Source organism: Lelliottia nimipressuralis (assembly GCF_041464075.1).
In the GTDB taxonomy this organism is placed as follows: Bacteria; Pseudomonadota; Gammaproteobacteria; order Enterobacterales; family Enterobacteriaceae; genus Enterobacter; species Enterobacter nimipressuralis.
Genome location: NZ_CP167172.1, coordinates 1,637,185 through 1,663,893, shown reverse-complemented (window position 1 = coordinate 1,663,893; position 26,709 = coordinate 1,637,185). Strand labels below are relative to the sequence as shown.

Genomic DNA, 26,709 nt, shown 5'->3' with positions numbered 1-26,709 from the left:
CAGTGCCTTTGTCTGCGTCGCGTGAAACTAAGCTTAGTGGAATGAGCCGATCCAGCCAGTAAACGGTAATATTCTGCAACATGAAATCAGCCATTCGTGTGAGATCGCGAAAGCGAGACCAATAAGCTCCTCTTATCATTCAGGAAACGCGATTTCTTAAAAATGTTTCATTTTGCTACAAGGAATCGTCTTAGATATCTTGTTATAAATCAAAGAAATGGCTTTCAGGTTTGCAGTCTGGCCGTGGCGTCTTATCTTTAAAAGAACGCAGCGATTCGCTGCCAGAAACCACAATCGAGGAGTGATGCAAGATGGCAAAAGTTCTGGTGCTCTATTATTCCATGTATGGACACATTGAAACCATGGCTCATGCGGTGGCGGAAGGCGCAAGTAAAGTGGATGGTGTTGAGGTCGTGGTGAAACGCGTACCGGAAACCATGAACGCCGAGGCGTTTCTAAAAGCGGGCGGTAAAACACAGAATGCGCCGCAGGCAACCCCGCAAGAGCTGGCCGACTATGACGCCATCATCTTTGGTACCCCAACGCGCTTTGGCAACATGTCCGGGCAGATGCGTACTTTCCTGGATCAGACTGGCGGGCTGTGGGCGTCAGGCGCACTGTACGGCAAACTGGCCAGCGTCTTTAGCTCAACTGGGACCGGCGGCGGGCAGGAGCAGACGATCACCTCCACCTGGACTACCCTTGCCCATCACGGGATGGTGATTGTGCCGATTGGCTACGGTGCGCAAGAATTGTTTGATGTTTCACAAGTGCGCGGCGGGACACCGTACGGGGCGACCACCATTGCTGGCGGCGACGGTTCGCGTCAGCCAAGCCAGGAAGAGCTGGCCATCGCCCGTTATCAGGGTGAGCACGTCGCGGGCCTCGCGAAAAAACTGAACGGTTAACCTCAACAGGAGGACAAGCATGCCAACTCAACAATCCAAAGCTCATCACGTCGGTGAGTGGGCAAGTTTACGCAATACCTCTCCAGAAATTGCCGAGGCGATCTTTGAAGTCGCGGAATATGACGAGAAGCTGGCGGAGAAAATCTGGGAGGACGGGAGCGATGAAGTGCTGGTCCGTGCCTTCGACAAAACAGACAAAGACTCGCTCTTCTGGGGCGAGCAAACCATCGAACGTAAAAACGTCTGACCGTTGCCCCCCGCCGAAGCGGGGGGTTTTTACTTATTTTGCCGCGTCGTTCATCAGCGTATTAAATTTATCAATCGGGCAGAAACCGTTGGTATCCACCGGACAGTCTTTCAGTTCGAGCGTCACACGCTGCGCCGGAGATTTCAGCGACAGCACATCGGCGTTTCGCAACTGCTCTGAGCTTTGATAGACATACTCAATTTTCATCAGGTCACGATTCGCACTCTTATCATGCCAGCGCTGGAAGACGATCTTCCCGCCAATCGGCGTGCGTTCGTGCTGGTCATGCAGCTGATAAGGTTTGAAATCCAGCGCCGTCAGCAGCGATGCGATGTTGGAGTCATGCCCCACCAGCACGGTGATTTTCGGTGCTTTCGCCTGATCGGTGACCAGTGCCTTATCGATATATTTCACCAGCGGTTTGGCGACGTTTCGCGCCACTTCCGTGGAGGTGAAAAGAGAATCCTGATAGCCATTTTTCAGCTGTGACAGGACGCGCCACTGCTGGTCCGTCTTGATTTCGCCCCACGCCACCTGATCCAGCGGGAAACCTTCGTAATACTGCAGCGTAAAGGCATCCACCAGAGAGTTGCCCACTTTAAGCGGACCAGAGACGCTCGGCTCTTTTTCATAATCGGCGGTGAAGGTGTCTTTGGCCTCGGTCAGAGAGCACTCTTTTTTCTCTTTGCAGGACGGGGAATCGGTGTATTTGGTGATTTGTTCCAGCAGCTTGTAGCTATCATCCAGCTTCATGCCCTGGCGCTCGGTCTCCATCGCTTTGACCGCTTTTTCGCGGAACTCCGGCGAATTATCGGTGATCACCGGGTTAAAGGTTGGGTCCATGGTGCCCATTTTTTCCTGATGATGCACCGGCACATCACAGCCAGGGAAAGCCCCGGTGATAAAGAACTGCGCGGTCGCGACGGTACGTTGCAGACTGTTGGCATAGGTATAGACTGCGTCAGCCGGTGGGCATTCGCCAGTGGTCACCATCCCCTGCTCCGCCAGCCATTCACGCATGTAATGGCCCATATAGACTTCGAGCACGCCGCCTTTGGTGGTGAGCTGCCCGCCCGGCACCTCCCATTCCGGCCATTTGCCCGGCGTGGACTGCTCCAGCACGCTGCCGTTATTCGCCAGCGGCGCGCGCAGGTTGTGGCGGCTCATGATTAAAACCTGCTGCAACTGATAGCCTTCCGGGGCCGGTTGCGCCTGAACGCCAGAGGTCATTGTTACGGTGCCAGCCACTGCAATAGCGAGTAGTGTTTTTCTCATCCCTTGTTCCTCACGTATTATTATCGTCGATGTGATTGTGACAGATTGATGACATATTTCCGGGAACCATTTCTCAAACTGATAGTTATCTCTTTTTACGCGGGCGAAAAAAGGTTTTATAATAAAACTATCAACCTCAGGAGTGACTGTGAAACGAACCCGTCTTGAAGAGAGTACCTGCCCCGTCGCCCGTTCGCTCGATATTATCGGCGACTGGTGGTCGCTGCTGATTGTGCGCGACGCCCTGCGCGGGCTGAAGCGCTTTGGGGAGTTCCAGAAAAGCCTCGGCATCGCCAAAAATATGCTTGCCACGCGCCTCAAACTGCTGGTGGAAGAAGAGATTCTGGTGTTGCAGCCCGCCTCCGACGGCAGCGCCTGGCAGGAGTATGTCCTGACCGAAAAAGGCCGTGCCCTGCAGACAGTGCTGGTGGCGTTGTCCCAGTGGGGCAATGAATTTCTGTTTGCGGAAAACGAGCTGGGAAGCGTGCTGGTGGATGCCGAACACCGTCAGCCGCTGCGTAAGCTGGCGCTTATCTCGCACGATGGTCGCGAACTGACGCCGGACGAGGTGGTCCCAAAGCTCCCTTAGCCCTTATTTTCAATACATTAGCCGTACCTTCGCCCTCCTTCTGACTGCAGAATAAAAATAATTACCGCAAACTGGTTGCATTATAAAACCAAATATCTCACAGTTGATTCAGTTTCATATTGAAACCATTAACCCACTCCGCTTTGAGGTAACACGCAATGACAACTCAACACTCGACCGCGTTGATCACAGGGGCATCATCCGGTATTGGCGCGGTGTACGCCGATCGTTTCGCTGCGCGGGGCATCAACCTGGTGCTGGTCGCCCGCCGGGAAGATCGTCTGAACGCGCTGGCATCGCAACTGCGTGAACGCTATGGCGTTAACGTCGAGATTCTGGTTGCTGACCTGACACAAGAGACGGGGATCCGCGCCGTCGAGGAAGTGCTACACAGTAATACCGCCATCGACACGCTGGTCAATAATGCAGGCACGGCGCAAATGGCGCCGTTCCTCGCCAGTGATGCCGCCTCGCATCAGGCCATCAATACTCTCAACACGACTGCGCTGATGCGTTTGACGCTCGCGGTTCTTCCACGTCTGGCGGAAAACCGTCGCGGTACGCTGATCAATATCGCCTCGGTGCTGTCGATCCACGCCCGTGCGGGCAGCGCGCTCTATAGCGCCACCAAAGCGTGGGTGCTCAACTTTACGCGCGGTTTGCAGGAAGAGTTTGCCGACAGCGGCGTGCGGATTCAGGCGGTGTTACCTGCCGCCACCGCGACTGAAATCTGGGAGATCTCGGGTGTCTCGATGAACGATCTGCCGGAAGGATCGGTGATGACCACCGACAATATGGTCGATGCGGCACTGGCCGGGCTGGATCAGGGTGAACTGATCACTATCCCGCCAATGCACGATGTGCAGCTGTGGGAGGACTATGAAGAGGCGCGTCTGGCCCTGTTCAACAGCGCGCGCACCGGCGTCCCGGCCCCGCGTTATTTCAGTCGTTAAACTAGCGCTCCAGCTGGTCGCCGTACTCCCGCATCCAGGCGGCCAGCGGAGAGAGGGCGCTTTGCAGCGTCAACCCTAACGCCGTGATCTGATATTCCACCCGCGGCGGGATTTCCGGATAAATGGTGCGCGACACCAGCCCACGCTGTTCAAATAATCGCAGCTGTTTGGTCAGCTCTTTTTGAGTGATGGGGGCGGCGGCGCGCAGCAAATCGCCAAAACGCACCGGGCTGTTCAGCACAATCAAACGATAGAGAATGGGGATCGCCCATTTGCCCGAAATCAAATTCACAAACTGCGTCATCGGACAGGATTCCGTCGCAGAATTTTTTTCGCAGGTTAGTTCGCCTGTTTGCGCCATAGCACCCCCTTCGCCTCATTAGTATCCAAATGGTACCTGGTTTCTTTTGGATACTAACGTTTCTATAGTGCTTTCTCCAGTGACATTTCAGGAGATAACCATGGGTCGTTTAGCAGGTAAATATACGCTTATTACAGGGGGTACCAGCGGCATCGGTCTGGCAACAGCGCAGGCGTTCATCGCCGAAGGAGCACACGTCGCGGTGACCGGACGTAACCCGGACACTCTGGCCGAGGCCCAGCGCGTGCTGGGGGACAACGCCTGGGTGATCGCCACCGACGCCGGGAATATCGCGGAACAGAAACAGCTGGCAGATACCCTCGCCGCACGCTGGCCGCGACTGGATGCGGTGTTTATCAACGCCGGTGATGTGACGCACGGGCTGCTGGAAGAGTGGCGCGAAGAGGCGTGGGATCGGTTGATGGGCATTAACCTCAAAGGCCCGTTCTTTCTGGTGCAGGCCCTGCTGCCGCTGTTGAACAACCCTTCTTCGGTGATCCTGTGCGGATCGGTAAGCGCGCGGATCGGCTTACCCACCAGCAGCGTGTACGCAGCCAGTAAGGCAGGTCTGCTGTCGCTGGCGCGGACGCTTTCAGCGGAACTTCTGCCACGTGGCATTCGCGTGAATGGCTTAAGCCCTGGTCCGGTAGAAACCCCGGCGCTGAACAAACTGGGGCTGAGCGCAGAGGCACAGAAAGCACTGCAGGGGGATATCGCAAGCCTGGTCCCACTTGGGCGTATGGGTACGCCGCAGGAACTGGCGAAAGCGGCGCTCTATCTCGCGTCAGATGAGTCCAGCTATACCGTGGGGATCGACCTGCTGGTGGATGGCGGAACCGGGAGTCTGTAATTTCACAGGCGCGATATAGCGGAATTCGTGCCGGTATATCGCGCCTGGTTTAATAAGCATTCAAATATAACTTCGCTGAATAATAGTCTGTTTCAATGTTATACTTACGAATAGTCTTAGGTGGTATTGCAAAGGAATTAACCTTCTTGTCACAACGTAAATATATCACTGCAACGATAATTATCATTGCCTGCACAACGTCAATATTCGCAACGTTAATTTCACATGAAGTAAAGAATCTTCATGGTTATATGGGTTACATTGCCGAGAACGGGAAATCGGCCCTTTTCCATGAAGAATTTATTAATGAGGATATTGCCTATCGTTTATCTCGCGCGTTTTCTAAACAAGCGGCCTCAGGCGTGAATACTAAAGAAAAAGCCAAATCGCTGTGCAAGAATGTTGAAACTGTTGGCGAGATCAAAGGCTTTAATCTGGTGGCGAGAACGACCATTCTTCTGGAGGGGACCCTTCAGACGCGAAATACCGCCTGCGAAGCCTGGGGGCAGGATGTACCCGCCCTGCCCGTCATCAATATGACGGAGACTGTAGCCTCGTCAAAATACACTTTTTCCAACTACACGGGCTACGCGTTTAATAGCACCCGATATTATATTGACCTCGTAAACAACTATATTTACATCAACCATCTGGTGAACACGTTTGACTACACCTTTGGTAACTGGCTGGTGGCCGACGGGGACAGAATCAATCTCGCAAACAACCCGAACACCATTACGATAGATGATAACGCGCTGGAAGACCTGATCCAGGGCGAAAATATTGTGACGCATATTTATAAAGATGCCTATACCATGCGAAATATTATTAGCATGATCAAGCCGGTATTTTTTGATGGAAAAATAAAAGGCCTGCTGATCACCGACATTAATATTCACGATCTGGCCACATCGTTTATTACTCCTGACCGCCCAATATTGTGGAAATTCCTCTCCCTGTATGTCACGGATAATACCACCGGGGGGAATATCATTTTCCATAAGCCGATCCTTAGGTCGCTGGATCTGATTAATTATAAAGATGAAATGACGCAGTACTATACCCTGCACGTTAAGCTCGATGCGATTTACGTGGTGATTTTGACTTTCTGGCTGGTGCTGCTTTACGTCCTGGCTACCGTGATGCTGCTACGCTATGCCCGCAAACAGTTTATCCGTCAGAAATTACTCTCCCGCGACAATATTACCGATGTGTTAACCGGGCTGTATAACCGCAAAGTGATCACGCCAGAACTCAACCAAAAAATTCAGCTACTGGTGGAGAGAAATATTCCGGTCACGGTGATGGCTATCGATAGCGATGGACTCAAAAGAATCAATGACACCTTAGGCCATCATATGGGCGATAAGGCGATTCAGTCCCTGGGGCTGGCGCTGGCTCAGTCGATTCGCAAAAGTGATTACGGAATCCGGCTCGGCGGCGATGAATTTTGTTTAATTCTCATCGACAATAATATTGACCGCTCCCGGGATATGGTTGCGCGTATACAAGGTTATTTACAGACCATTGATACGGAAAAAATGGTGGCGTTCTCCTGGGGGAGCTGCCAGATGCGCGAGGGTGATACTCTCGAGGAGGCAATGCTGAAGGCGGACGCCCTGCTATATCAGCATAAACGGGCAAAATACGCAGATCGCCAGTAAACGGATGATGTGGCTGGAATACGTGTGATCCGCGTGAACGGCTAAAGCCCTCCGGGAGAAAACCCGGCGCTGATGCCGATCACCGCGCCGACATACAGCGCCGCCCAAACGGCGGCAGAGATCAGGCTCACCGCGTAAACCTTCCCGACATTCACTCTGAGCATCCCCGCTGCCAGCGGTACGATGTAGCGCAGCACCGCAAGAAAACGGGCGGTGAATAACACTGCCACGCTGTTTTTCTCTAACTGATGCTGGATGCGTAAAAAGCGAGCGGCATGTTTTGCGCTCAGGCGCATCATCATCCGCGTATTGCCCATGAGCTGCCCCAGATGGTAATTCAACACTGAGCCGCACGTCGCGCCCGTCACCACGGCAAGCCAGGCCAGCACGGGCGAAAGCGTTGTCTGACTAACGGTAATCCCACCAAGCAACATCAGCGACGCGGGCGGAAGAATGGAGGAGACAAACACCGTTGATTTGCAGAACGCCATTACCGCCAGCAAGGCGAACAATTGTGCCGGATAGTGTGCAAAATGATTAAGCAAATTATTGAGCCATTCCATCGCAGCGCCTCTTTAGAAAGGGGAATCTGCTATTTAAAATGAAATGAATTAAATAAAACCTCAACGCGGATTAAATATATTTAACTTAAACCGTTCGTCAACATTATTGATATTTTAAAGCAGCATTTAAAAACTGGCGTATTATCCCTACCGCTTTACTACGATCTCGTTATGGCGAGGCTCCTGTACAAATACACGTTATCGCTCTGGTGGTTTCGAGAGAAACTACACAGGGTAAAACAGGCACTGTCGAATCAAGGCTTTGTCAGTATAACTTCCCTTAGGGGATACGGTGTACAGTGCTGAACCCAGGACGTGGGGATCTCCTCTTCGACATGCCCTGTCTTGCTCGCCCCTGAGAGATAATTATATTCAAAGGGAATTCACTATGTCTTACACCATCCATAATTCACTTCCGGCATTTAACGACAGCGCCATTGCGCAATATATGAATACGGATTTTATTGTCCTCGACGCATCATTATGTGTCGCGCTGGCGCGTGAACATTTCTTCGCACAATTAAAAGATGACGATATTCCAACGCATATTTTTATTGAAAATAATGGCCGATTGGCTGGAATGATTTCGGTCAGAACGCTATTACAGGAAGCCAATACCGTTCAGGCCGTGAGCGCGCTGATGGTCTCTCAGTTTTTGCAGGTTAAACCCGACGATGAGCGTGCAGAAGTGGCCGCCCTGCTGAGCCATGCCGGTGTTGACGTGGTACCGGTGGTCACCCACGGGAAACTGGTGGGTTGTCTCACCGAGCGTGAAATTGCGCATTTGCTGGAGGATGACGTGACGGAAGATGCGCAGCGCCAGGGGGCAACGCTTCCGCTGGAGCGGCCTTATCTCGAAACCAGCGCCGTGCAGCTTTGGAAAAAACGTGCCGTATGGCTGCTGCTGCTGTTCGTCGCAGAGGCCTACACCAGCACCGTGCTTCAGCATTTTGAAGATGCTCTCGAATCCGCGATCGCCCTGGCGTTCTTTATTCCGTTGCTCATTGGCACCGGCGGCAACAGCGGCACGCAGATTACCTCCACGCTGGTCCGTGCGATGGCGCTGGGTGAGGTTGGGCTGAAAGACCTGGGACGCGTGCTGCGTAAAGAGATGACCACCTCGGTGATGATTGCCGTTACGCTCGGGCTGGCAGGCTGTGTGCGCGCCTGGATGATGGGCATTGGAATGGACATTACGCTTATCGTGAGCTTGACGCTGGTGTGCATCACCCTCTGGAGCGCCATTGTCTCGTCAGTGATCCCGATGGTGCTAAAACGCTGCGGCATCGACCCTGCCGTGGTATCCGCGCCGTTTATCGCCACCTTTATCGACGGAACAGGCCTGATTATCTATTTCAAAATCGCGCAGTACACGCTGGGACTGGAGTGACAGGCGCCTAGCCTAAACCAAAGCCTCGTGAGAGCCGGGAATGCGCCCCCGGCTCTCGCAACATCTTCGACGTGCAGTGATCAACATTCCCATCATTCAACCACATCGGTAACGTCCCGCCCTTCATCGGGCTAAAACTCTCCTTTCCGTGAGTCGCTGGCAACGTCTGAACAGGCTATGGATTGAACCAAAGAAGATTCTGATGAAAAGAGAGCAAAAAAAAAGGGGTTACCTTTCGGTAACCCCTTTTTTCGTATTTGGCGGAAGCGTAGAGATTCGAACTCTAGAACCCTTTCGGGTCGCCGGTTTTCAAGACCGGTGCCTTCAACCGCTCGGCCACGCTTCCGGTATGGGGCGCACTATAAACACCTCCGTACTTCGTGTAAAGCATCAATGTGTTCGTTTGCTTCAAAAATAGCCAAAACGATGTTAATCGGTTGAAATAACAACGCATTGACTATTTTGTCAGCACAAAATAGCCCATTTCCGGCTTAATGCTTTTTGATGTACATGTCCTTCGTGAAGTAATAACCCAGTTTATCCGGCGTAAATCCACCCACCCATGGCTTAATTAAATGCGTACGGACGTAGTGATAGACCGGAATAGCGGGCACATCCTGGCCCAACAGGTCTTCCGCCTGCTGGTAGAACTTGCCACGCTCCTCGGTAGTTTTTGCTTTCGCCGCATCCACCAGCGCTTTGTCATAGGCCGGGTTGCTGTACTGGCTGGTGTTTTCGCTGTCGCCGGTGCGGAAATTGTTCAGGAAGGTCGCGGCGTCATCGTAGTCGGCAATCCAGGCGTAGCGCACAGCATCAAAATTGTGCGTGTGCATGGTGTCCAGCATGGTTTTCCACTCCTGATTTTGCAGCTTCGCTTCCACGCCGAGATTTTTCTTCCACATGGAGCTGGCGGCGATGGCGATACGCTGATGGGATTCCGACGTGTTATAGAGCAGATTGAAACTGAGCGGATGGCTGTCGTTGAATCCCGCTTCGCTGAGCAGTTTTTTCGCTTCAGCGATGCGTTTGTCGATTGGCCAGCTCGCGTACTCCGGCGCCTTAAGTTTCACGCCGCCGATATCCGGCTGACTGATCACCCACGCCGGGCGCTGCCCCTGCCCTAATACTTTCTCGGCGATGATGTCCTTATCCAGGGCCATGTTTAACGCTTTACGCACCCGCACGTCGTTGAACGGCGGTCGAGTGGTGTTGAATTCGTAGTAATAGGTGGCAAGCTGCGGGGAGACATCCAGCTCTGCGCCCAGTGTTTTCTTCAGCTGGGCAAACTGGTTGATGGGCACCGTATAGACGATATCAATCTCACCCGCTTTGTAGCGGTTCACATCCGAGGCTTCAGAAGTGATTGGCAGATACGTCACTTTATTGATCACCGTGTGGGCGTTATCCCAGTAGCGCGGGTTACGCTCAGCAACGATGCGTTCGTTGACCACCCACTGTGAGAGTTTGTACGCGCCGCTGCTGACAAAGTGCTCGGGTTTGGTCCACTTGTCGCCGAAGCGGCTTATCAGCACTTTATCGACCGGCACCAGCGACGGGTGCGCCAGCATGGCGAGGAACGCCGCATTCGGCTGTGTCAGCGTCACTTCGAGGGTGGTGTCGTTAATTGCCTTCACGCCCAGCGTGTCTGGCTTTTGCTTGCCCTGCGCGATATCGGTCGCATTCACAATATGCATGTTGCCAGGGTAGCTGGCGTAGGGTGACGCGGTGTTAGGATCAACCAGACGCTGCCAGCTCCAGACAATATCCTGAGCGGTAATAGCTGAGCCGTCACTCCAGGTGATGCCAGGACGCAAGTGGAAGGTCCAGACGGTGTTGTCTTTATTTTCCCATTTCTCTGCCAGGCGCGGCTGAATTTCCCCCGCCGGTGAGACACTCACCAGCCCTTCGAACAAATCACTGATAATATTGAATTCGACATCGCTTTCGACTTTGTGAGGATCGAGCGATGCCGGCTCACTGCCGTTATTCCTGACCAGTTCCTGTTTCTCTGCCAGCTGCGTTCCTGCTGGTACACTGGCCGCCCAGGCCGTTGTGCTGGCGCACAAGATCCCTGCCGTCAGTAAAGAGAGTGTAAAGTGATTGCGTGATGCTGATTTCATTGTTTCGCCTTATTGTGGGTTTTTGACGATGCGTATTCACTCTTAGCGCTCAAAGATAAATAAGGCAATATTTTTCAGTAACCTATAAGATGTTGATCTGATTAAATTCGTCAAACCGATATTCATTCTGTTGAAATGGATTTCTTTGAAATAAAGCACCAGCGCAGGCCCTAAGGTGCTGAGTAAAGATGGGTAAAACCACTTTGTAACTGGCAAGACCTTTCTTATTCTTGCCGTTAATTACATCTGTCATAAGAGAGTGACTCATGGATCGTATTATTAGTTCTTCACGCGACCGCACATCGCTACTCAGCACCCACAAAGTGCTGCGCAATACCTATTTCATGCTCAGCTTGACCCTGGCGTTTTCCGCCATTACCGCAACGGCCAGCACCGTGCTGATGCTGCCGTCTCCGGGCCTGATTCTGACGCTGGTGGGCATGTATGGTCTGATGTTCCTGACCTATAAAACCGCTGACAAACCGATTGGTATTCTGTCTGCGTTCGCTTTCACCGGCTTCCTGGGTTATATCCTGGGGCCAATCCTCAACGCCTATCTGTCTGCGGGCATGGGTGATGTGATTGGCATGGCGCTGGGTGGTACGGCACTGGTGTTCTTCTGCTGCTCCGCTTACGTCCTGACGACCCGTAAAGACATGTCTTTCCTCGGCGGAATGCTGATGGCGGGTATCGTGATTGTACTGGTCGGCATGGTGGCAAACATCTTCCTGCAGCTGCCTGCCCTGCACCTGGCGATTAGCGCGGTGTTCATCCTGATCTCCTCCGGGGCGATCCTGTATGAAACCAGCAACATCATTCATGGCGGCGAAACGAACTACATTCGTGCTACCGTGAGCCTGTATGTGTCGCTGTACAACATCTTCGTCAGCCTGTTGAGCATCCTGGGCTTCGCCAGCCGCGATTAACAGACAGTGCGTCGAATCAAGCCCCGCTTATGCGGGGCTTTGTTTTTTGGTACACTGCGCGGGTTTTCGATTGACGTGTGAATGACTATGTTGAGCTTTGAAGGTAAAGAGATAGAAACCGATAACGACGGCTATCTGAAAGAGAGCAGTCAGTGGTGCGAAGGCCTTGCCGAGGTGATTGCTGAGAAAGAGGCAATTACCCTGACGCCGGAGCACTGGGAAGTGGTGCGCTTTGTGCGCGACTTCTATCTGGAATTCAACACCTCTCCTGCCATCCGTATGCTGGTGAAGGCAATGGCTAACAAGTTTGGCGAAGAGAAAGGCAATAGCCGCTATCTGTATCGCCTGTTCCCGAAAGGGCCAGCCAAACAGGCGACCAAAATCGCCGGTTTGCCCAAGCCCGTGAAGTGTATTTAATAGCGAATACCGAAATCCACATAGTCGCGGCCGGGTTGATGCGGTTCGGTTAATACCTTTTCAACCCGCGCGCTGCGTGGCCCGCCCGCTTTCAGCCAGGCGACCAGTTTTTCGACTTGCTCAGCGTCGCCACAGGCCACCACCTCCACGCTGCCGTCATCCATATTGCGCGCATAGCCCGTCAGCCCAAGCTGTAACGCTTCGCGCTGCGTACTGTAGCGAAACCCGACGCCCTGAACGGTGCCGTGAACCCAGGCGATTGTGCAGACTTTTGACATCATCGTTCCCCTTAATCCTGTCTGGCGCGTTGCATTTCCCCACTGAACTCGGGAAAATGGCCGCCAATTCATTGAATCAACAGAATAGCAAATTATGAGTGTACGTTTAGTGTTAGCCAAAGGGCGCGAGAAATCATTATTGCGCCGTCATCCCTGGGTGTTTTCTGGTGCCGTTGCCCGCATGGAAGGGAAAGCCAGCCTCGGTGAAACCATCGATATTGTTGACCATCAGGGGAAATGGTTAGCGCGCGGCGCATACTCGCCTGCTTCACAGATCCGTGCGCGTGTCTGGAGCTTTGATAAAGACGAAACCATCGACATCGCCTTCTTCACCCGCCGTTTACAGCAGGCGCAGGAGTGGCGTGACTGGCTGGCAAAACGTGACGGGCTGGACAGCTATCGACTGATTGCCGGCGAGTCCGACGGTCTGCCGGGCGTGACCATCGACCGCTTCGGCAACTTCCTGGTGCTTCAGCTCCTGAGCGCGGGCGCAGAGTATCAGCGCGCCGCGTTAATCAGTGCCCTGCAGGGCCTTTACCCTGACTGCGCTATTTACGATCGCAGCGATGTCGCGGTGCGTAAAAAAGAGGGGATGGAGCTGACGCAAGGTCCGGTCACCGGTGAACTGCCGCCTGCCCTGCTGCCTATTGAAGAGCATGGTATGAAGCTGTACGTCGACATCCGGGGTGGCCATAAAACCGGCTATTACCTCGATCAGCGCGACAGCCGCCTGGCGACGCGTCAGTACGTTGCGAATAAACGCGTGCTGAACTGCTTCTCCTACACCGGCGGATTTGCCGTTTCGGCACTGATGGGCGGGTGCAGCCAGGTGGTCAGCGTCGACACCTCGCAGGAAGCGCTGGACGTGGCGAAACAGAACGTTGAGCTGAACAAGCTGGATCTGAGCAAAGCCGAATTTGTCCGCGATGACGTATTCAAACTGCTGCGCAAATACCGCGATCAGGGGGAGAAATTCGATGTCATCGTGATGGACCCGCCGAAGTTCGTGGAAAATAAAAGCCAGCTGATGGGCGCCTGCCGTGGCTATAAAGACATCAACATGCTTGCCATTCAGCTGCTCAATCCAGGCGGCATTTTGCTGACCTTCTCCTGCTCTGGCCTGATGACCACCGATTTATTTCAGAAACTGATCGCAGATGCCGCTGTAGATGCGGGCCGTGATGTACAATTTATAGAGCAGTTCCGTCAGGCCGCCGATCATCCGGTGATCGCTACCTACCCGGAAGGGCTGTATCTGAAAGGGTTTGCCTGTCGCGTCATGTAGCTTGAAAAGTGGAATGTTGCCCATACATCTGATGTAAGTAACATTTCCCGGGAGGTGACTATGATTGCCAGCAAATACGGTATCGGCCAGCAGGTGCGCCACTCCCTGTTAGGGTATCTGGGTGTGGTGGTGGATATTGACCCGGAATACTCCCTTGATGAACCGTCAGCGGATGAGCTGGCGGTAAACGCCGAGCTTCGCGCCGCACCCTGGTACCATGTGGTCATGGAAGACGACGATGGCCAGCCGGTTCACACTTATCTCGCCGAAGCGCAGTTAAGCAGTGAGCTGCAAAAGGAACATCCGGAGCAGCCTTCAATGGATGAACTGGCCCAGACCATCCGCAAACAGCTCCAGGCCCCGCGCCTGCGGAACTAACCTTAAAAAAGCCCGAATCGCTCGGGCTTTTTTTATTACTTCGCCAGACCCAGACGCGGAATATCAATCGCCGGGCAGCGATCCATCACTACGTTTAATCCCGCATCACGCGCCAGCACGGCCGCCTGTTCGTTAATCACGCCCAGCTGCATCCACAGGGTTTTCGCCCCAATAGCAATCGCCTCTTGCGCCACACCCCAGGCCGCCTCGGAGTTACGGAACACATCCACCATATCCACCTTTTCAGGCACATCCGCAAGGGTGGCGTACCCCTGCTGCCCCAGCAGAGTTTTACCCGCGACCTTCGGTGAAACGGGGATGACGTGATAGCCCTGGTCGAGAAGATATTTCATCACCCGATAGCTCGGGCGATCGGGTTTATCACTGGCGCCCACCAGCGCGATGGTATGGGTCGAGGTCAGAATGCCGACAATATCGTTCTCTTTCATAATGTTTCTCCTGGCTTTTTTTTAAGTGTACGTCAAAGCACATCAGGCAACCATTCATCCCATACATCTGTATGAGGGCAAAACCCGGGAATATGTCTATATGTTAGTAAACGTGTTTATCGAAAAATTTAGATACATTATTACGACGAAAGACTTTTCGACAGGAGCATCCTATGAAGACCGGCATTGCCTCTGCTGTGATTGCATTATTGATGCCGGTCTGCGTATATGCCACGACGCTGCGATTATCTACCGACATCGATCTGCTGGTGCTGGACGGTAAAAAAGTGTCCAGCTCGCTCCTGCGCGGTGCCGACAGCATTGAGCTGGATAACGGGCCGCACCAGATCGTCTTTCGCGTCGAAAAAAACATTCGCCTCTCCAACCACGAACAACGTCTCTATATCTCCCCGCCGCTGGTGGTGAGCTTCAACACGCAGAAGATCAGTCAGGTTAATTTTAATCTACCGCGGCTGGAAACGGAAAAAGAGTCCGACGCTTTTGAGGCCGCACCGAAACTGGAATTGCTCGACGGCGATGCGATGCCCATTCCGGTGAAACTGGATATTCTCGCCCTCACCAAAACGCCGAAGGGGCTGGATTACGAAGCGGATACGGAGCGCTATAACAAAGCGGGTAAAACGGCGTCACTGCCGAAATTTGCTACCATGATGGCGGATGACAGCACGCTGCTGTCCGGCGTTTCGGAGCTGGACGTTATTCCGCCGCAGTCGCAGACGCTTACCGAGCAGCGCCTCAAATTCTGGTTCCAGCAGGCCGATCCCGACACCCGCACGCGATTTTTACAATGGGCAAAGCAACAACCTTCGTCTTAAGCCGCATTTTTTTGCCCTTTCTCTTGCAGCCTCAGGCGGTTCCCGTCATCGTGTAGCCAGTTAACCTGAACCTGACGGAAAGAGATTATGGAACTGACGACACGTACCCTGCCAGAGCGCAAACACATTGCTCTGGTCGCGCACGATCACTGCAAAAAAATGCTGCTGAACTGGGTTCAGCGCCACCAGGCGTTGCTTGAAAAGCACACCCTTTCGGCAACGGGCACCACCGGTAATCTGATCCAACGTGAAACCGGGCTGAACGTGAACGCCATGCTGAGCGGCCCGATGGGCGGCGACCAGCAGGTGGGCGCGCAGATTTCGGAAGGGAAAATTGATGTGCTGATTTTCTTCTGGGACCCGCTGAACGCGGTACCGCACGATCCGGATGTGAAGGCCTTGCTGCGTCTGGCAACCGTCTGGAATATCCCGGTCGCCACTAACCTCTCTACTGCGGACTTTATTATTGAGTCACCGCAGTTCAACGCGCCGATTGAGATCCTGATTCCGGATTATCCGCGCTATCTGGCTGAGCGCTTGAAGTAAGTGTTTGCCGGGCGGCGGCTCCGCCTGTCCCGGCTTTTATCCTTAAGGCTTCTTCGCCACCGGCACATCGATATTCTTCAGAATCTCCACGAAGCGTGAGGGTTCGTCTTTGTTATACAGCAGCCAGACGCGATGTCGTGCGCGGGTGATGGCCACATACAGAAGACGTCGCTCTTCTGCATCCGGGAAATCCTCTACCACAGGCAGCAGCGCCTGCTCCATCACCGATTCCCGAGCCGGTGCCGGGAAGCCGTCACTCCCCTCTTGCAGCCCAAGTACAATCACGTAATCTGCCTGTTGCCCTTTGCTGGCATGGATGGTCATGAAATCGAGCGTGAGCTTAGGCCAGCGCGTGGCGGCTTTCTCGAGGTTCGCCGGTTTCAGATGGTGATAACGCGCCAGCACCAAAATCCGCTCATCGGCTTTGACATACCCACTCATCTTATCCAGCAAGGGTTCCAGCTGATCCTGTGGCAACAGCGTCACCGCTTTTTTATCCCCGGCGGAGAGGCTGTTCAGCGGTTTCACCAGCTGATGGGGGTTCTGCTGAATAAAGCGGTTGGCGATTTCGCCGATGCGCGAGTTAAAACGGTACGTGGTGTCGAGATCGCTGCGGTCACCCTCGCCAAAATAGTGGTGGAACGCCGTGGTCAGCGACAGCTGTGCGCCGCTAAAGCGGTAAATTGCCTGCCAGTCATCGCCCACCGCGAAGAGTGAGGTGTGCTTGTTTTGTGCGCGCAGCGCCGCCAGCAGCGCCGCACGCTGCGGGGAGATATCCTGAAACTCGTCCACCAGAATATGCTTCCACGGACTCACGAAACGCCCTTTTTCGAGGATGATAATTGCCTGATGAATTAACCCCGAGAAATCTACAGCATTCTCTTCTTTCAGCGCTGATTTCCAGGCTTTGAGAACCGGAGCCAGCAGTTTGACGCGTTTGGAAAACAGCGCCCGCACCTCTTCTGGCGCATTCTCAATCATCTCCGCTTGTGAGCCACCGTGCATGCGCATCAGGCTCACCCAGCGATCGAGGCGCGAACCGAGACGGCGCGCCAGTTTCTCATCCTGCCAGAAACTGCCTTCCGGCACAGTCCAGTTCAACTCTTCTTCCAGCCACTGCCGCCACCCTTTTGCCTGCGCCTTTTTCTCACTGCATTGCTGCTGCCAGGTGGTGACAAACAGCGACAGCCTGGCCTGGGTATCGTTTTCCAGCTGACTGATAACCGGCACTTTTTTGCTGCCCTGCTGGATAATATACAGCGCCAGCGCATGGAAGGTTCGCGCGCTGATATCACGCGTGTGCAAACGTTCCTGAATGCGTTCGTCCATCTCCTGCGCCGCCTTGCGGCCAAAGGCCAGGAGTAAAATCTGATCCGCCGTTGCTTCACCCCGTGCGAGCAACCATCCGGCTCGCGCCACCAGCACAGAGGTCTTACCGCTGCCCGCGCCCGCAAGTACCAGCAGCGAGTGTTCTCCGTTCACCACCGCACGCGCCTGAGCCGGATTTAGCGGCGACGATTCGATATTTTTGAAAAACTCAGCGTGCTGGGTCAGCATCTCATCCGTCCAGGCCTGGTTGTGCGCCAGTCGGCTTCGGTCGATATCCGTCAGCCATGCTTTACATTTGCGCCACGGTTCACGGCAATTTTCAAACTCATCAAGACGAGAAACAGGCAGTGGCAGCGCGGTCAGCGCCTGCTGAATGCGTTGCTGCATCCCCGCCGTCTGGGCGCGGGTCAGCCACTTTTTTTGCTCCTGACTCTGAGCGATATCCGCCAAAACCTGCTGCAATACCTGCTCGGCCACCAGGCTCATCTCTGCGCTCCACTGCTGCCAGAGGGAATTCAGATGATGATGAAAGCGCTGAGTTTCAGCCCATTCCGTACCGTGCAGACGCACGACTTTATCGGCAGGCAGGACGAACTCCAGCTCGCCCCACACCAGGCCGCGCTTGCAGTGAATGGCCAGCAACTGATTGAATGGAATAAGATATTCGTGGCGTTCGCCGGAAACTTTCACCCCGGCGTTAAGAAGGACAACCTTGTCGTACGGATGTTGCGCCAGGCGCTTGCCTAATGATGTTGCTTTTAGTTCCATGTCCAGCCTGATCCACGAAGTGATAGTTTGCTCATTAGTTTAACCGCCAGTTTTCAGGTGCTCCAGCCTAAAAAAACGTTACAATCATCAGGCTTTAATCATATCGAAAGGAAGTGAGGGTTTATGCGTACTGTTCTGAATATTTTGAATTTTGTCCTTGGCGGTTTTGCCACCACTCTTTCCTGGCTTTTCGCCACCCTGGTCAGCATCGTGCTGATCTTCACGCTTCCCCTGACGCGTTCGTGCTGGGAGATCACCAAACTCTCGCTAGTGCCCTACGGCAATGAAGCGGTTCACGTTGATGAACTCAACCCGGACAGCAAAAGTGTGCTGATGAATACGGGCGGCACGCTGCTTAATATTTTATGGCTGATCTTCTTTGGCTGGTGGTTGTGCCTGATGCACATCGCAGTCGGGATTACCCAGTGTATTACGATTATTGGTATCCCGGTCGGTATCGCCAACTTCAAGATTGCCGCGATTGCGCTCTGGCCCGTCGGTCGCCGCGTGGTTCCCGTGGAGGTCGCCCAGGCCGCACGCGAAGCCAATGCCCGTCGTCGTTTTCAGTAAATAAGGATACGCCGCCTTTATGCTAAGCCCTTTGCTTCGCAGATACACATGGAACAGTGCCTGGCTCTATAACGTCAGGATTTTTATCGCGCTTTGCGGTGCGGCTGCCGTGCCGTGGTGGCTGGGTGAGATTAAACTCACGATCCCTCTCACTCTGGGCGTGGTAGCCGGAGCACTGGCCGATCTGGACGACCGTCTGGCCGGGCGGCTGCGTAACCTGGTGATTACGCTGATCTGCTTTTTCATCGCCTCCGCGTCTGTAGAACTACTTTTCCCGTGGCCCTGGCTGTTTGCCCTTGGGCTGATGATCTCCACCAGCGGTTTTATTTTGCTGGGCGGGCTGGGACAGCGCTACGCCACCATTGCCTTTGGCGCGTTGCTGATTGCGATCTATACCATGTTGGGCGTTTCCCTCTACGACCAGTGGTACCAACAGCCCCTGCTGCTGCTGGTGGGCGCAATCTGGTATAACCTGCTGACCTTAACCGGGCACCTTATCTTTCCGATTCGCCCCTTGCAGGATAATCTCGCCCGCAGCTATGAACAGCTGGCGCACTACCTGGAACTGAAATCCAGGCTCTTCGATCCTGACATTGAAGAAGAGAGCCAGGCGCCGCTTTACGATCTGGCGCTGGCTAACGGCCAGTTGGTTACCACGCTGAATCAAACCAAAGCCTCTCTGCTGACGCGTCTTCGTGGCGATCGCGGCCAGCGCGGCACGCGGCAAACGCTGCATTACTACTTCGTCGCCCAGGATATACATGAGCGCGCCAGCTCATCACATATCCAGTACGCCGCGCTGCGCGAGAAGTTTCGCTATAGCGACGTGATGTTCCGCTTCCAGCGGATGCTGTCGATGCAGTCTCAGGCCTGCCAGCAACTTGCACGATCGATTCTGTTGCGAACCCCCTACCAGCATGACCCTCGCTTCGAGCGTGCGTTCAGCCATCTTGATGCGGCACTCGACCGGGTACAGGCCAGCGGCACATCGCCAGAACAGATGAAAGCGCTGGGGTTCTTGCTCAGCAATTTACGCGCCATCGATGCGCAGCTCGCGACTATTCAGTCTGAACAGGCGCTGTCAGTGCCGGGTAGTGAGGTCGAAAATCAGCTTGCCGATGACAGTCCGCACGGCTTCGCGGACATGTGGCTGCGGTTAAGCCGCAACTTCACGCCGGAATCGGCGCTGTTCCGCCATGCCGTGAGAATGTCTGCCGTGCTGTGCGTCGGTTACGCCTTTATCCAGATAACCGGCCTGCATCACGGCTACTGGATTTTGCTCACCAGCCTGTTTGTTTGCCAGCCGAACTATAACGCCACCCGCCATCGACTGGCGCTACGCGTGATCGGCACGCTGGTCGGCGTCGCAATCGGCCTACCGGTGCTGTACTTTGTTCCTTCCGTTGAAGGGCAACTGATCCTGATAGTCATTACGGGCGTGCTGTTCTTCGCCTTCCGTAATGTTCAGTATGCCCATGCCACCATGTTTATTACCCTGCTGGTGCTGCTGTGCTTTAACCTGCTGGGCGAAGGGTTCGAAGTCGCCCTGCCACGCGTCATCGATACGTTGATTGGCTGCGCGATCGCCTGGGCCGCGGTCAGTTTTATCTGGCCGGACTGGCGTTTTCGCAATCTGCCACGCGCCCTGGATCTCGCCATGAATGCGAACTGTCGCTATCTGGATGCTATCCTTGAGCAATATCATCAGGGCCGCGATAATCGGCTGGCGTATCGCATTGCCCGACGTGACGCCCATAACCGCGATGCAGAACTGGCGTCGGTGGTGTCAAACATGTCAACGGAGCCGCGTGCTACCGCAGAAATCCGGGAAGTCGCCTTTCGTCTGCTGTGTCTGAACCACACCTTCACCAGTTACATTTCAACGTTGGGCGCGCATCGTGAGCAGTTAACCGATCCAAACATCCTCGCACTGTTGGATGACGCGGTATGCTACGTTGACGATGCTCTTCATCATCGTCCCGCAGACGAACCGCGCGTGCAGAGTGCCATAGATGAACTGAGCCAGCGCATTGCGCATTGCGATCCTGGTACGGATAACAAGGCGCCACTCATACTCCAACAAATCGGTCTGCTCATTGCACTTCTGCCCGAAATCTGCCGGTTGCAGCAGCAGATTGCTACCTATCGGAATGACTATCCGGCAGTACAGGAAGCGCATTAAACCACTCCGTTAGCTCCCGGCGTCTGACCGTCGGGAGCGCAGCTTCATGCGTTCCTTCTATTGCCCCTGCCAGCGCAAACAACACTCTGATCCCCAGGTTCTTATTTCTGGCCCTGATTTTCAGCCAGCACTCCTCTGCCCCTAGCGCCCTCAGCATGGTTTCACTGGTGACGCCAGCTTCGCAGAGAAGCACTTCAATTTGAAACGTCAGGTTGGGTAAATCTTTGAGTCGCCGCCTCTGATGCCGTAGAGAGCGCTCCTGACGGGCGGCTTCAAGAGCAAAACTGGAAAGTTGCAATAGCCTTTCCCTGTCCTGCCATAGCCCGTCATCCACCCGGTAATAGTTCAGTAGCACAGGCCTGCCCCGTTTCAACAGAGTTAAAAATGAAGAGGACTGTTTTACACAGTACTGAGCGCTCTGTTCACAGGCACGCAGGTAAAGCTCGCCATCAGAGACCATCGCAAACACGGCTTCATTCACCGCCAGGGTATACCCACCGAAAAGGGCACGATGATGGATTTCACCCAACGGAGAGAGGTATTCCTGGGACTTATAGATCCGTTCATAAGATATCTTTTTCATGATATTCACCATATAAATCAAACATTAACGATGTGTTTTTCTTACTACCGGATCCGTTAGCAGGAAAATAGAAAACTTATTGTCACTCGGCAAGATTATTTTGCAGGACACGCCAATATCGAACCAATTTTGCGAGACGCTTTCCGAAAATGAGGTTGATCTTTAGACGTACAGGGGTTACTGTATATTCATACAGTAACTACAGGGCTGGAATGATTATGCACACTTCAAACTATGCAAATCGCTTAACCTCTTTTTCTTCTTCCGCGGGTAATGGCGCGCAGAAAACCTCCGGGCGTGTGTCTACCGGTTTGATCAGTGAAATCGTATATCGCGAAGACCAGCCCTTGATGACGCAGCTGCTTTTATTGCCGCTTTTACAACAACTTGGTCAGCAGTCACGCTGGCAGCTGTGGCTAACTCCGCAGCAGAAATTGAGCCGCGAATGGGTGCAGTCGGCGGGTCTGCCGCTCACCAAAATGATGCAAAGCAGCCTGGTTTCGCCATGTCATACGGTTGATTCGATGGTTCGCGCTTTGCGCACCGGAAACTACAGTGTGGTAATTGGTTGGTTGTCAGAGGAATTGACGGAGGAAGAGCATTTTCGTCTGGCTGAAGCTGCTGAAGAAGGTGATGCGATCGGGTTCATTATGCGCCCAATTCGTCTTGATTCTCTCGGCAGAGGACACCTGTCCGGGCTAAAAATTCACTCTAATTTGTATCATTGAGTAAATTTAAGAGTATTCCTGGAACTTTTTTTGACAGTCGTAAGTGCAAATAGTTCCCTGACTAAAAACTTCGACAACGCTTGTCTGGCGCGGTTTCCGTTAATTTTACTGCATAAAATACTCGCAAAAAATGTTAAATATTTTGTATACGGAACTTTTTTTTTCATATGCCTGACAGAGTTCACACTTGTAAGTTTTCAACTACGTTGTAGACTTTACATCGCCAGGGGTGCTCGGTCTAAGCCGAAGATATCGGTAGAGTTACTAGTTTGAGCTCGCCCCCCGGTGAAGGATTTAACCGTGATTTCTCGACGAGATCTTCATGGCGATTTTTGGATGATAACGAGGCGCAAAAAATGAAAAAGACAGCTATCGCGATTGCAGTGGCACTGGCTGGCTTCGCTACCGTAGCGCAGGCCGCTCCGAAAGATAATACCTGGTATGCAGGTGGCAAACTGGGCTGGTCTCAGTTCCACGACACTGGCTGGTACAACAGCTCCCTGAACAACGATGGCCCAACTCACGAAAGCCAGCTCGGTGCAGGTGCGTTTGGTGGCTATCAGGTTAACCCGTATGTTGGCTTTGAAATGGGTTACGACTGGTTAGGTCGTATGCCATACAAAGGCGACACCGTTAACGGCGCATTCAAAGCTCAAGGCGTACAGCTGACCGCTAAACTGGGTTACCCAGTGACTGACGATCTGGACGTTTATACTCGTCTGGGCGGCATGGTATGGCGCGCTGACTCCAGCAACAGCCGTTCTGGCGACGACCACGACACTGGTGTTTCTCCAGTATTCGCTGGTGGCGTAGAGTGGGCAATGACCCGTGACATCGCTACCCGTCTGGAATACCAGTGGGTTAACAACATCGGCGACGGTAACACCGTTGGCGTTCGTCCTGACAACGGCATGCTGAGCGTAGGTGTTTCCTACCGTTTCGGCCAGCAGGAAGATGCAGCTCCGATCGTTGCTCCAGCTCCGGCTCCAGCTCCAGAAGTACAGACCAAGCACTTCACTCTGAAGTCTGACGTTCTGTTCAACTTCAACAAAGCAACTCTGAAACCAGAAGGTCAGCAGGCACTGGATCAGCTGTACACCCAGCTGAGCAACCTCGACCCTAAAGATGGTTCTGTAGTTGTTCTGGGCTTCACCGACCGTATCGGTTCTGACGCATACAACCAGAACCTGTCCGAGAAACGTGCTCAGTCTGTAGTTGATTACCTGGTATCTAAAGGTATCCCAGCTAACAAGATCTCCCCACGTGGTATGGGCGAATCTAACCCAGTGACTGGCAATACCTGTGACAACGTGAAAGCTCGCGCTGCACTGATCGACTGCCTGGCACCAGATCGTCGCGTTGAGATCGAAGTTAAAGGTATCAAAGACGTTGTAACTCAGCCTGCGGCATAAGTTATCGTCTTATAAAAAAACCCCGCTATGCGGGGTTTTTTATTGGCTGAAGAAAATGAGAAACTATTTTTTACCCAGCATCGCCTGAAGGTCATTTTTAAGCGTAGACATCTGGCTCGCGTATTTCTCTTTATGCTCCGCATCTTCAATGAGCTGCACGATCGTTTCCGATAAGGTTTTCCCGCGCCGTTGAGCAAGCCCCGCTAATCGCTGCCAGACCATAAACTCCAGGTCGATAGACTTCTTACGGGTATGCTGATGCTCCGCGTTGAAATGGCGTTTGCGGCGCGCACGAATGGTCTGCTTCATGCGGTTTAGCAGAGCAGGATTGATGTGTTTCTCGATCCAGCCGTTGACCTGCACCGGCTCATTTTCGAGGGTCAGCAATAAATCTACCGCTTCTTTTGCAGCACTGGCTTCGATGTAGCAGGTGATCAGCTCGCCTTCTCGATGCTTTTTGACCAGATACTTCCATTTCCAGCCGCTTTCGAGATTTTCCAGTTGTTGATATTTCATCGCGATCTCAGTGTTACCTCGTAACTATGTTCAGAATATCAGTTTTTTGGCAATCTGCTGAAAAGAAATCATATCCAGTGACCCCTTACCGCGCATTCCCCGCCTGAAATCCCTAATACCACGTGGGAATGGGTCAAGGCTTGCGGTATAATCCACCGTTTTACATCTAACTAAAAAACATCAACTTTGACCATTACGAAACTAGCATGGCGTGACCTGGTTCCTGATACTGAGAGCTATCAGGAACTGTTTGCACAGCCAGACCTCGCAAAAGAACACGACTTCATCCTTAGCGATACGCAACCGCGTTTACATTACGCGCTTGAACAGACGTTAAGCCCATGGACAACCTCCCCCTTCATGTTACTGAAGGCGCCAGAAGAAGCTGAATACCTGGCTCTGATGGCCGATGCCGTGCGTCAATTGCAACCAGAAACGGACACCGTTTTTGGCGGACAATATCGTATCGTGGGAAGTGATGTCACTTTCGAACCCGCCACGCAGGCTGATAATAATTTTGCCGCTACCGGCGAGGTCATTACCGCCGAGTGGGCCGAAGCGGAGCAATTGTTTGGCTGTCTTCGTCACTTTAACGGTCAGCTCAGTATCCAGCCGGGACTGGTGCACAAAGCCAATGGCGGTGTCCTGATCATCTCTCTGCGAACGCTGCTTGCACAGCCGCTGCTGTGGATGCGTCTGAAGAACATTGTGGCGCATCAGCGTTTCGACTGGATTGCCTATGATGAGTCCCGCCCGCTGCCTGTCGCTATTCCATCGATGCCTCTGTCACTGAAAGTGATTTTGACAGGCGATCGTGAGTCTCTGGCGGATTTCCAGGAGATGGAACCGGAACTTGCCGATCAGGCCGTATACACCGAATTTGAAGATAACATCCAGATCGCCGATGCAGACGACGTGACGCAATGGTGCCAATGGGTGCTGGCCGTCGCTGCACGGTATGCTCTTCCGATCCCTGCAGCAGACGCATGGACAGGTCTTATTCGTGAAGCCGCACGTGACACGGGCGATCAGGAAACCCTGCCGCTCTGTCCGCTGTGGATCAGCAAGCAACTGCGCGAAACGGGCGTCATTAGCGGGACGGGTACTTTTACCGGTGAGCAGTTCGCCCAGATGCTGGCACAGCGCGAATGGCGGGAAGGGTATCTCGCGGATCGTATGCAGGATGAAATCCTGCTGGAACAGATCCTCGTGGAAACCGAAGGCGAGCGTGTGGGGCAAATCAACGCCCTGTCCGTCATTGAGTTCCCCGGTCATCCGCGTGCCTTTGGCGAACCTTCACGTATCAGCTGCGTCATCCACATTGGCGACGGCGAATTTACTGACGTTGAGCGCAAAGCCGAGCTGGGCGGGAACATTCATGCTAAAGGCATGATGATTATGCAGGCCTTTCTGATGTCACAGCTACAGCTGGAGCAACAGCTGCCCTTCTCCGCATCACTGACCTTTGAGCAGTCTTACAGTGAAGTGGACGGCGACAGCGCATCGATGGCTGAGCTTTGTGCCGTCATCAGTGCGCTTGCGGATGTGCCAGTTAATCAAAGCATCGCTATCACCGGCTCTGTCGATCAGTTTGGTCGCGCTCAGCCGGTTGGCGGTCTGAATGAGAAAATCGAAGGCTTCTTCTCTATTTGCCAGCAGCGTGGATTGAGTGGCAAACAGGGCGTGATTATTCCTGCGCCAAACGCACGTCATCTGAGCCTGAGCCAGGCGGTACTGGATGCGGTGGATGCAGAGCAATTCAGTATCTGGGCCATCGACGATGTCACGGATGCGCTACCCTTACTGACAAATCAGGTCTGGGATGGCGAAGTGCAAACAACGCTGATGCAAACTATCCAGGAGCGTATCGCTCAGGCGATGCAACAGGATGCTCGTCATCGTTATCCATGGCCGTTACGCTGGTTAAGCTGGTTTAGCCCGAACTGATCGGACTTGTTCAGCGTACACGTGTTAGCTATCCTGCGTGCTTCACTAAAATAAGGCTTACTGAGAACATGGTAGATAAACGCGAATCCTATACAAAAGAAGATCTTCTTGCCTCTGGTCGTGGTGAACTGTTCGGCGCTAAAGGCCCGCAGTTACCGGCACCTAGCATGCTGATGATGGACCGTGTCGTGAAAATGACCGAAACCGGCGGCAACTTTGACAAGGGTTACGTGGAAGCGGAACTCGATATCAATCCAGACCTGTGGTTCTTCGGTTGCCACTTTATCGGCGATCCGGTAATGCCTGGCTGTTTAGGCCTGGATGCGATGTGGCAGCTGGTTGGCTTCTATCTCGGCTGGCTGGGCGGCGAAGGCAAAGGCCGCGCGCTGGGCGTGGGTGAAGTGAAATTCACCGGTCAGGTTCTGCCTTCCGCGAAGAAAGTTACCTACCGTATTCACTTCAAACGCATCGTGAACCGTCGTCTGGTGATGGGTCTGGCAGACGGTGAAGTGCTGGTTGATGGCCGTGTGATCTATACCGCCAGTGACCTGAAAGTCGGTCTGTTCCAGGACACTTCCGCGTTCTGATTTTGCTTAAGTAGTGCTTGAGCAATAAAGGCGAAACCTCCGCATGGCGGAG

Annotated in this window: 28 protein-coding genes, 1 tRNA gene and 1 riboswitch; of the genes, 19 read left to right on the top strand and 10 right to left on the bottom strand. The window is 53.5% G+C overall.

Going from position 1 to position 26,709, the window contains the following annotated elements:
• Positions 1–311 precede the first annotated feature (311 nt).
• The gene (gene wrbA / locus ACB496_RS07680) at positions 312–908 is read left to right on the top strand and encodes an NAD(P)H:quinone oxidoreductase (protein WP_100780660.1); all 597 of its coding nucleotides are present in this window, start codon (positions 312–314) and stop codon (positions 906–908) included.
• A 19-nt stretch (positions 909–927) separates the two neighbouring features.
• Entirely contained in the window at positions 928–1,155 is a 228-nt protein-coding gene (locus tag ACB496_RS07675) for a YccJ family protein (protein ID WP_100780661.1), read from the top strand.
• Between the two features lie 33 nt (positions 1,156–1,188).
• Here the strand turns inward: ACB496_RS07675 and agp are convergent, their stop codons facing one another.
• Positions 1,189–2,430 carry a bifunctional glucose-1-phosphatase/inositol phosphatase gene (agp, locus tag ACB496_RS07670; RefSeq protein ID WP_371974883.1) on the bottom strand — a complete coding sequence of 414 codons (1,242 nt, stop codon included), beginning with the start codon at positions 2,428–2,430 and terminating at the stop codon, positions 1,189–1,191.
• 148 nt (positions 2,431–2,578) lie between these two features.
• On the opposite strand from agp, the gene ACB496_RS07665 reads away from it, so the two are divergent.
• Together ACB496_RS07665 and ACB496_RS07660 are read left to right on the top strand one after the other, a co-directional pair.
• Entirely contained in the window at positions 2,579–3,019 is a 441-nt protein-coding gene (locus ACB496_RS07665; protein ID WP_371974881.1) for a winged helix-turn-helix transcriptional regulator, read from the top strand.
• A 158-nt stretch (positions 3,020–3,177) separates the two neighbouring features.
• Positions 3,178–3,972, top strand: a complete 795-nt coding sequence (locus ACB496_RS07660) for an SDR family oxidoreductase (RefSeq protein WP_123429133.1) — start codon at positions 3,178–3,180, stop codon at positions 3,970–3,972.
• Between the two features lies 1 nt (position 3,973).
• Here the strand turns inward: ACB496_RS07660 and ACB496_RS07655 are convergent, their stop codons facing one another.
• Positions 3,974–4,333, bottom strand: coding sequence for a winged helix-turn-helix transcriptional regulator (locus ACB496_RS07655; protein WP_100780665.1), 360 nt, complete (start codon positions 4,331–4,333; stop codon positions 3,974–3,976).
• Between the two features lie 100 nt (positions 4,334–4,433).
• Between ACB496_RS07655 and ACB496_RS07650 the strand changes: the two genes are divergently transcribed.
• The gene (locus tag ACB496_RS07650) at positions 4,434–5,183 is read left to right on the top strand and encodes an SDR family oxidoreductase (protein ID WP_102105580.1); all 750 of its coding nucleotides are present in this window, start codon (positions 4,434–4,436) and stop codon (positions 5,181–5,183) included.
• A 95-nt stretch (positions 5,184–5,278) separates the two neighbouring features.
• On the top strand, positions 5,279–6,847 hold the full coding sequence (gene dgcJ / locus ACB496_RS07645) for a diguanylate cyclase DgcJ (RefSeq protein ID WP_371974878.1): 1,569 nt from the start codon (positions 5,279–5,281) through the stop codon (positions 6,845–6,847).
• Between the two features lie 41 nt (positions 6,848–6,888).
• Here dgcJ and ACB496_RS07640 read toward each other — a convergent pair whose 3' ends face one another.
• Positions 6,889–7,410 carry a DedA family protein gene (locus ACB496_RS07640; protein ID WP_268196370.1) on the bottom strand — a complete coding sequence of 174 codons (522 nt, stop codon included), beginning with the start codon at positions 7,408–7,410 and terminating at the stop codon, positions 6,889–6,891.
• Between the two features lie 158 nt (positions 7,411–7,568).
• Positions 7,569–7,738: riboswitch (M-box (ykoK) riboswitch) on the top strand.
• 60 nt (positions 7,739–7,798) lie between these two features.
• On the opposite strand from ACB496_RS07640, the gene ACB496_RS07635 reads away from it, so the two are divergent.
• The gene (locus ACB496_RS07635) at positions 7,799–8,800 is read left to right on the top strand and encodes a magnesium transporter (RefSeq protein ID WP_102105583.1); all 1,002 of its coding nucleotides are present in this window, start codon (positions 7,799–7,801) and stop codon (positions 8,798–8,800) included.
• 258 nt (positions 8,801–9,058) lie between these two features.
• On the opposite strand, the gene ACB496_RS07630 is transcribed toward ACB496_RS07635, so the two are convergent.
• Positions 9,059–9,146: transfer RNA gene (locus tag ACB496_RS07630), tRNA-Ser, on the bottom strand.
• 145 nt (positions 9,147–9,291) lie between these two features.
• Positions 9,292–10,920 (bottom strand): ABC transporter substrate-binding protein, encoded by a 1,629-nt coding sequence (locus ACB496_RS07625; protein WP_371974875.1) that lies wholly within the window; start codon positions 10,918–10,920, stop codon positions 9,292–9,294.
• Between the two features lie 266 nt (positions 10,921–11,186).
• Between ACB496_RS07625 and yccA the strand changes: the two genes are divergently transcribed.
• Both yccA and tusE read left to right on the top strand, forming a co-directional pair.
• Complete coding sequence (gene yccA / locus ACB496_RS07620) at positions 11,187–11,846, top strand: FtsH protease modulator YccA (protein ID WP_100780672.1); 660 nt, start codon at positions 11,187–11,189, stop codon at positions 11,844–11,846.
• An 87-nt stretch (positions 11,847–11,933) separates the two neighbouring features.
• Entirely contained in the window at positions 11,934–12,263 is a 330-nt protein-coding gene (gene tusE / locus ACB496_RS07615; RefSeq protein WP_371975215.1) for a sulfurtransferase TusE, read from the top strand.
• On the opposite strand, the gene yccX is transcribed toward tusE, so the two are convergent.
• On the bottom strand, positions 12,260–12,541 hold the full coding sequence (gene yccX / locus ACB496_RS07610; protein ID WP_100780674.1) for an acylphosphatase: 282 nt from the start codon (positions 12,539–12,541) through the stop codon (positions 12,260–12,262). The genes tusE and yccX overlap by 4 nt on opposite strands.
• 94 nt (positions 12,542–12,635) lie before the next feature.
• On the opposite strand from yccX, the gene rlmI reads away from it, so the two are divergent.
• Together rlmI and hspQ are read left to right on the top strand one after the other, a co-directional pair.
• Positions 12,636–13,826: a 23S rRNA (cytosine(1962)-C(5))-methyltransferase RlmI gene (gene rlmI / locus ACB496_RS07605; protein ID WP_268196487.1), complete on the top strand. Its 1,191-nt coding sequence runs from the start codon at positions 12,636–12,638 to the stop codon at positions 13,824–13,826.
• Between the two features lie 60 nt (positions 13,827–13,886).
• Positions 13,887–14,204, top strand: a complete 318-nt coding sequence (gene hspQ, locus ACB496_RS07600) for a heat shock protein HspQ (RefSeq protein ID WP_100780676.1) — start codon at positions 13,887–13,889, stop codon at positions 14,202–14,204.
• Between the two features lie 35 nt (positions 14,205–14,239).
• Here the strand turns inward: hspQ and ACB496_RS07595 are convergent, their stop codons facing one another.
• On the bottom strand, positions 14,240–14,653 hold the full coding sequence (locus ACB496_RS07595) for a CoA-binding protein (RefSeq protein WP_100780677.1): 414 nt from the start codon (positions 14,651–14,653) through the stop codon (positions 14,240–14,242).
• A gap of 173 nt (positions 14,654–14,826) precedes the next feature.
• Here ACB496_RS07595 and csgI point away from each other — a divergent pair, with 173 nt between their 5' ends.
• Positions 14,827–15,489 carry a curli synthesis inhibitor gene (gene csgI, locus ACB496_RS07590; RefSeq protein ID WP_100780678.1) on the top strand — a complete coding sequence of 221 codons (663 nt, stop codon included), beginning with the start codon at positions 14,827–14,829 and terminating at the stop codon, positions 15,487–15,489.
• 87 nt (positions 15,490–15,576) lie between these two features.
• Positions 15,577–16,035, top strand: a complete 459-nt coding sequence (gene mgsA, locus ACB496_RS07585; RefSeq protein ID WP_100780679.1) for a methylglyoxal synthase — start codon at positions 15,577–15,579, stop codon at positions 16,033–16,035.
• A gap of 42 nt (positions 16,036–16,077) precedes the next feature.
• On the opposite strand, the gene helD is transcribed toward mgsA, so the two are convergent.
• Positions 16,078–18,132: a DNA helicase IV gene (gene helD, locus ACB496_RS07580; protein WP_371974871.1), complete on the bottom strand. Its 2,055-nt coding sequence runs from the start codon at positions 18,130–18,132 to the stop codon at positions 16,078–16,080.
• Between the two features lie 123 nt (positions 18,133–18,255).
• Here helD and ACB496_RS07575 point away from each other — a divergent pair, with 123 nt between their 5' ends.
• Together ACB496_RS07575 and yccS are read left to right on the top strand one after the other, a co-directional pair.
• Positions 18,256–18,702, top strand: coding sequence for a YccF domain-containing protein (locus ACB496_RS07575; protein ID WP_100780681.1), 447 nt, complete (start codon positions 18,256–18,258; stop codon positions 18,700–18,702).
• 19 nt (positions 18,703–18,721) lie between these two features.
• Positions 18,722–20,884 (top strand): YccS family putative transporter, encoded by a 2,163-nt coding sequence (gene yccS, locus ACB496_RS07570; protein WP_100780682.1) that lies wholly within the window; start codon positions 18,722–18,724, stop codon positions 20,882–20,884.
• On the opposite strand, the gene ACB496_RS07565 is transcribed toward yccS, so the two are convergent.
• Positions 20,841–21,467 (bottom strand): TfoX/Sxy family DNA transformation protein, encoded by a 627-nt coding sequence (locus ACB496_RS07565; RefSeq protein WP_100780904.1) that lies wholly within the window; start codon positions 21,465–21,467, stop codon positions 20,841–20,843. The genes yccS and ACB496_RS07565 overlap by 44 nt on opposite strands.
• A gap of 218 nt (positions 21,468–21,685) precedes the next feature.
• On the opposite strand from ACB496_RS07565, the gene sulA reads away from it, so the two are divergent.
• Together sulA and ompA are read left to right on the top strand one after the other, a co-directional pair.
• A complete protein-coding gene (gene sulA, locus ACB496_RS07560; RefSeq protein WP_181827581.1) occupies positions 21,686–22,195 on the top strand; it encodes an SOS-induced cell division inhibitor SulA in 510 nt (169 codons plus the stop codon).
• A gap of 356 nt (positions 22,196–22,551) precedes the next feature.
• Positions 22,552–23,607 (top strand): porin OmpA, encoded by a 1,056-nt coding sequence (gene ompA, locus ACB496_RS07555; RefSeq protein WP_107703919.1) that lies wholly within the window; start codon positions 22,552–22,554, stop codon positions 23,605–23,607.
• A gap of 63 nt (positions 23,608–23,670) precedes the next feature.
• On the opposite strand, the gene matP is transcribed toward ompA, so the two are convergent.
• On the bottom strand, positions 23,671–24,123 hold the full coding sequence (gene matP / locus ACB496_RS07550; protein WP_100780685.1) for a macrodomain Ter protein MatP: 453 nt from the start codon (positions 24,121–24,123) through the stop codon (positions 23,671–23,673).
• Positions 24,124–24,309: 186 nt separating this feature from the next.
• On the opposite strand from matP, the gene ACB496_RS07545 reads away from it, so the two are divergent.
• Positions 24,310–26,070 carry an AAA family ATPase gene (locus tag ACB496_RS07545; RefSeq protein ID WP_371974867.1) on the top strand — a complete coding sequence of 587 codons (1,761 nt, stop codon included), beginning with the start codon at positions 24,310–24,312 and terminating at the stop codon, positions 26,068–26,070.
• 68 nt (positions 26,071–26,138) lie between these two features.
• Positions 26,139–26,657: a bifunctional 3-hydroxydecanoyl-ACP dehydratase/trans-2-decenoyl-ACP isomerase gene (gene fabA / locus ACB496_RS07540; RefSeq protein ID WP_064325594.1), complete on the top strand. Its 519-nt coding sequence runs from the start codon at positions 26,139–26,141 to the stop codon at positions 26,655–26,657.
• The last annotated feature ends 52 nt before the right edge of the window (positions 26,658–26,709 follow it).

Coding starts and splice junctions, on each gene's coding strand:
- wrbA (WP_100780660.1), top strand. CDS start 312: ATGGCAAAAGTTCTGGTGCTCTATTATTCCATGTATGGACACATTGAA.
- ACB496_RS07675 (WP_100780661.1), top strand. CDS start 928: ATGCCAACTCAACAATCCAAAGCTCATCACGTCGGTGAGTGGGCAAGT.
- agp (WP_371974883.1), bottom strand. CDS start 2,430: ATGAGAAAAACACTACTCGCTATTGCAGTGGCTGGCACCGTAACAATG.
- ACB496_RS07660 (WP_123429133.1), top strand. CDS start 3,178: ATGACAACTCAACACTCGACCGCGTTGATCACAGGGGCATCATCCGGT.
- ACB496_RS07655 (WP_100780665.1), bottom strand. CDS start 4,333: ATGGCGCAAACAGGCGAACTAACCTGCGAAAAAAATTCTGCGACGGAA.
- ACB496_RS07650 (WP_102105580.1), top strand. CDS start 4,434: ATGGGTCGTTTAGCAGGTAAATATACGCTTATTACAGGGGGTACCAGC.
- dgcJ (WP_371974878.1), top strand. CDS start 5,279: ATGTTATACTTACGAATAGTCTTAGGTGGTATTGCAAAGGAATTAACC.
- ACB496_RS07640 (WP_268196370.1), bottom strand. CDS start 7,410: ATGGAATGGCTCAATAATTTGCTTAATCATTTTGCACACTATCCGGCA.
- ACB496_RS07635 (WP_102105583.1), top strand. CDS start 7,799: ATGTCTTACACCATCCATAATTCACTTCCGGCATTTAACGACAGCGCC.
- ACB496_RS07625 (WP_371974875.1), bottom strand. CDS start 10,920: ATGAAATCAGCATCACGCAATCACTTTACACTCTCTTTACTGACGGCA.
- yccA (WP_100780672.1), top strand. CDS start 11,187: ATGGATCGTATTATTAGTTCTTCACGCGACCGCACATCGCTACTCAGC.
- tusE (WP_371975215.1), top strand. CDS start 11,934: ATGTTGAGCTTTGAAGGTAAAGAGATAGAAACCGATAACGACGGCTAT.
- yccX (WP_100780674.1), bottom strand. CDS start 12,541: ATGTCAAAAGTCTGCACAATCGCCTGGGTTCACGGCACCGTTCAGGGC.
- rlmI (WP_268196487.1), top strand. CDS start 12,636: ATGAGTGTACGTTTAGTGTTAGCCAAAGGGCGCGAGAAATCATTATTG.
- hspQ (WP_100780676.1), top strand. CDS start 13,887: ATGATTGCCAGCAAATACGGTATCGGCCAGCAGGTGCGCCACTCCCTG.
- ACB496_RS07595 (WP_100780677.1), bottom strand. CDS start 14,653: ATGAAAGAGAACGATATTGTCGGCATTCTGACCTCGACCCATACCATC.
- csgI (WP_100780678.1), top strand. CDS start 14,827: ATGAAGACCGGCATTGCCTCTGCTGTGATTGCATTATTGATGCCGGTC.
- mgsA (WP_100780679.1), top strand. CDS start 15,577: ATGGAACTGACGACACGTACCCTGCCAGAGCGCAAACACATTGCTCTG.
- helD (WP_371974871.1), bottom strand. CDS start 18,132: ATGGAACTAAAAGCAACATCATTAGGCAAGCGCCTGGCGCAACATCCG.
- ACB496_RS07575 (WP_100780681.1), top strand. CDS start 18,256: ATGCGTACTGTTCTGAATATTTTGAATTTTGTCCTTGGCGGTTTTGCC.
- yccS (WP_100780682.1), top strand. CDS start 18,722: ATGCTAAGCCCTTTGCTTCGCAGATACACATGGAACAGTGCCTGGCTC.
- ACB496_RS07565 (WP_100780904.1), bottom strand. CDS start 21,467: ATGAAAAAGATATCTTATGAACGGATCTATAAGTCCCAGGAATACCTC.
- sulA (WP_181827581.1), top strand. CDS start 21,686: ATGCACACTTCAAACTATGCAAATCGCTTAACCTCTTTTTCTTCTTCC.
- ompA (WP_107703919.1), top strand. CDS start 22,552: ATGAAAAAGACAGCTATCGCGATTGCAGTGGCACTGGCTGGCTTCGCT.
- matP (WP_100780685.1), bottom strand. CDS start 24,123: ATGAAATATCAACAACTGGAAAATCTCGAAAGCGGCTGGAAATGGAAG.
- fabA (WP_064325594.1), top strand. CDS start 26,139: ATGGTAGATAAACGCGAATCCTATACAAAAGAAGATCTTCTTGCCTCT.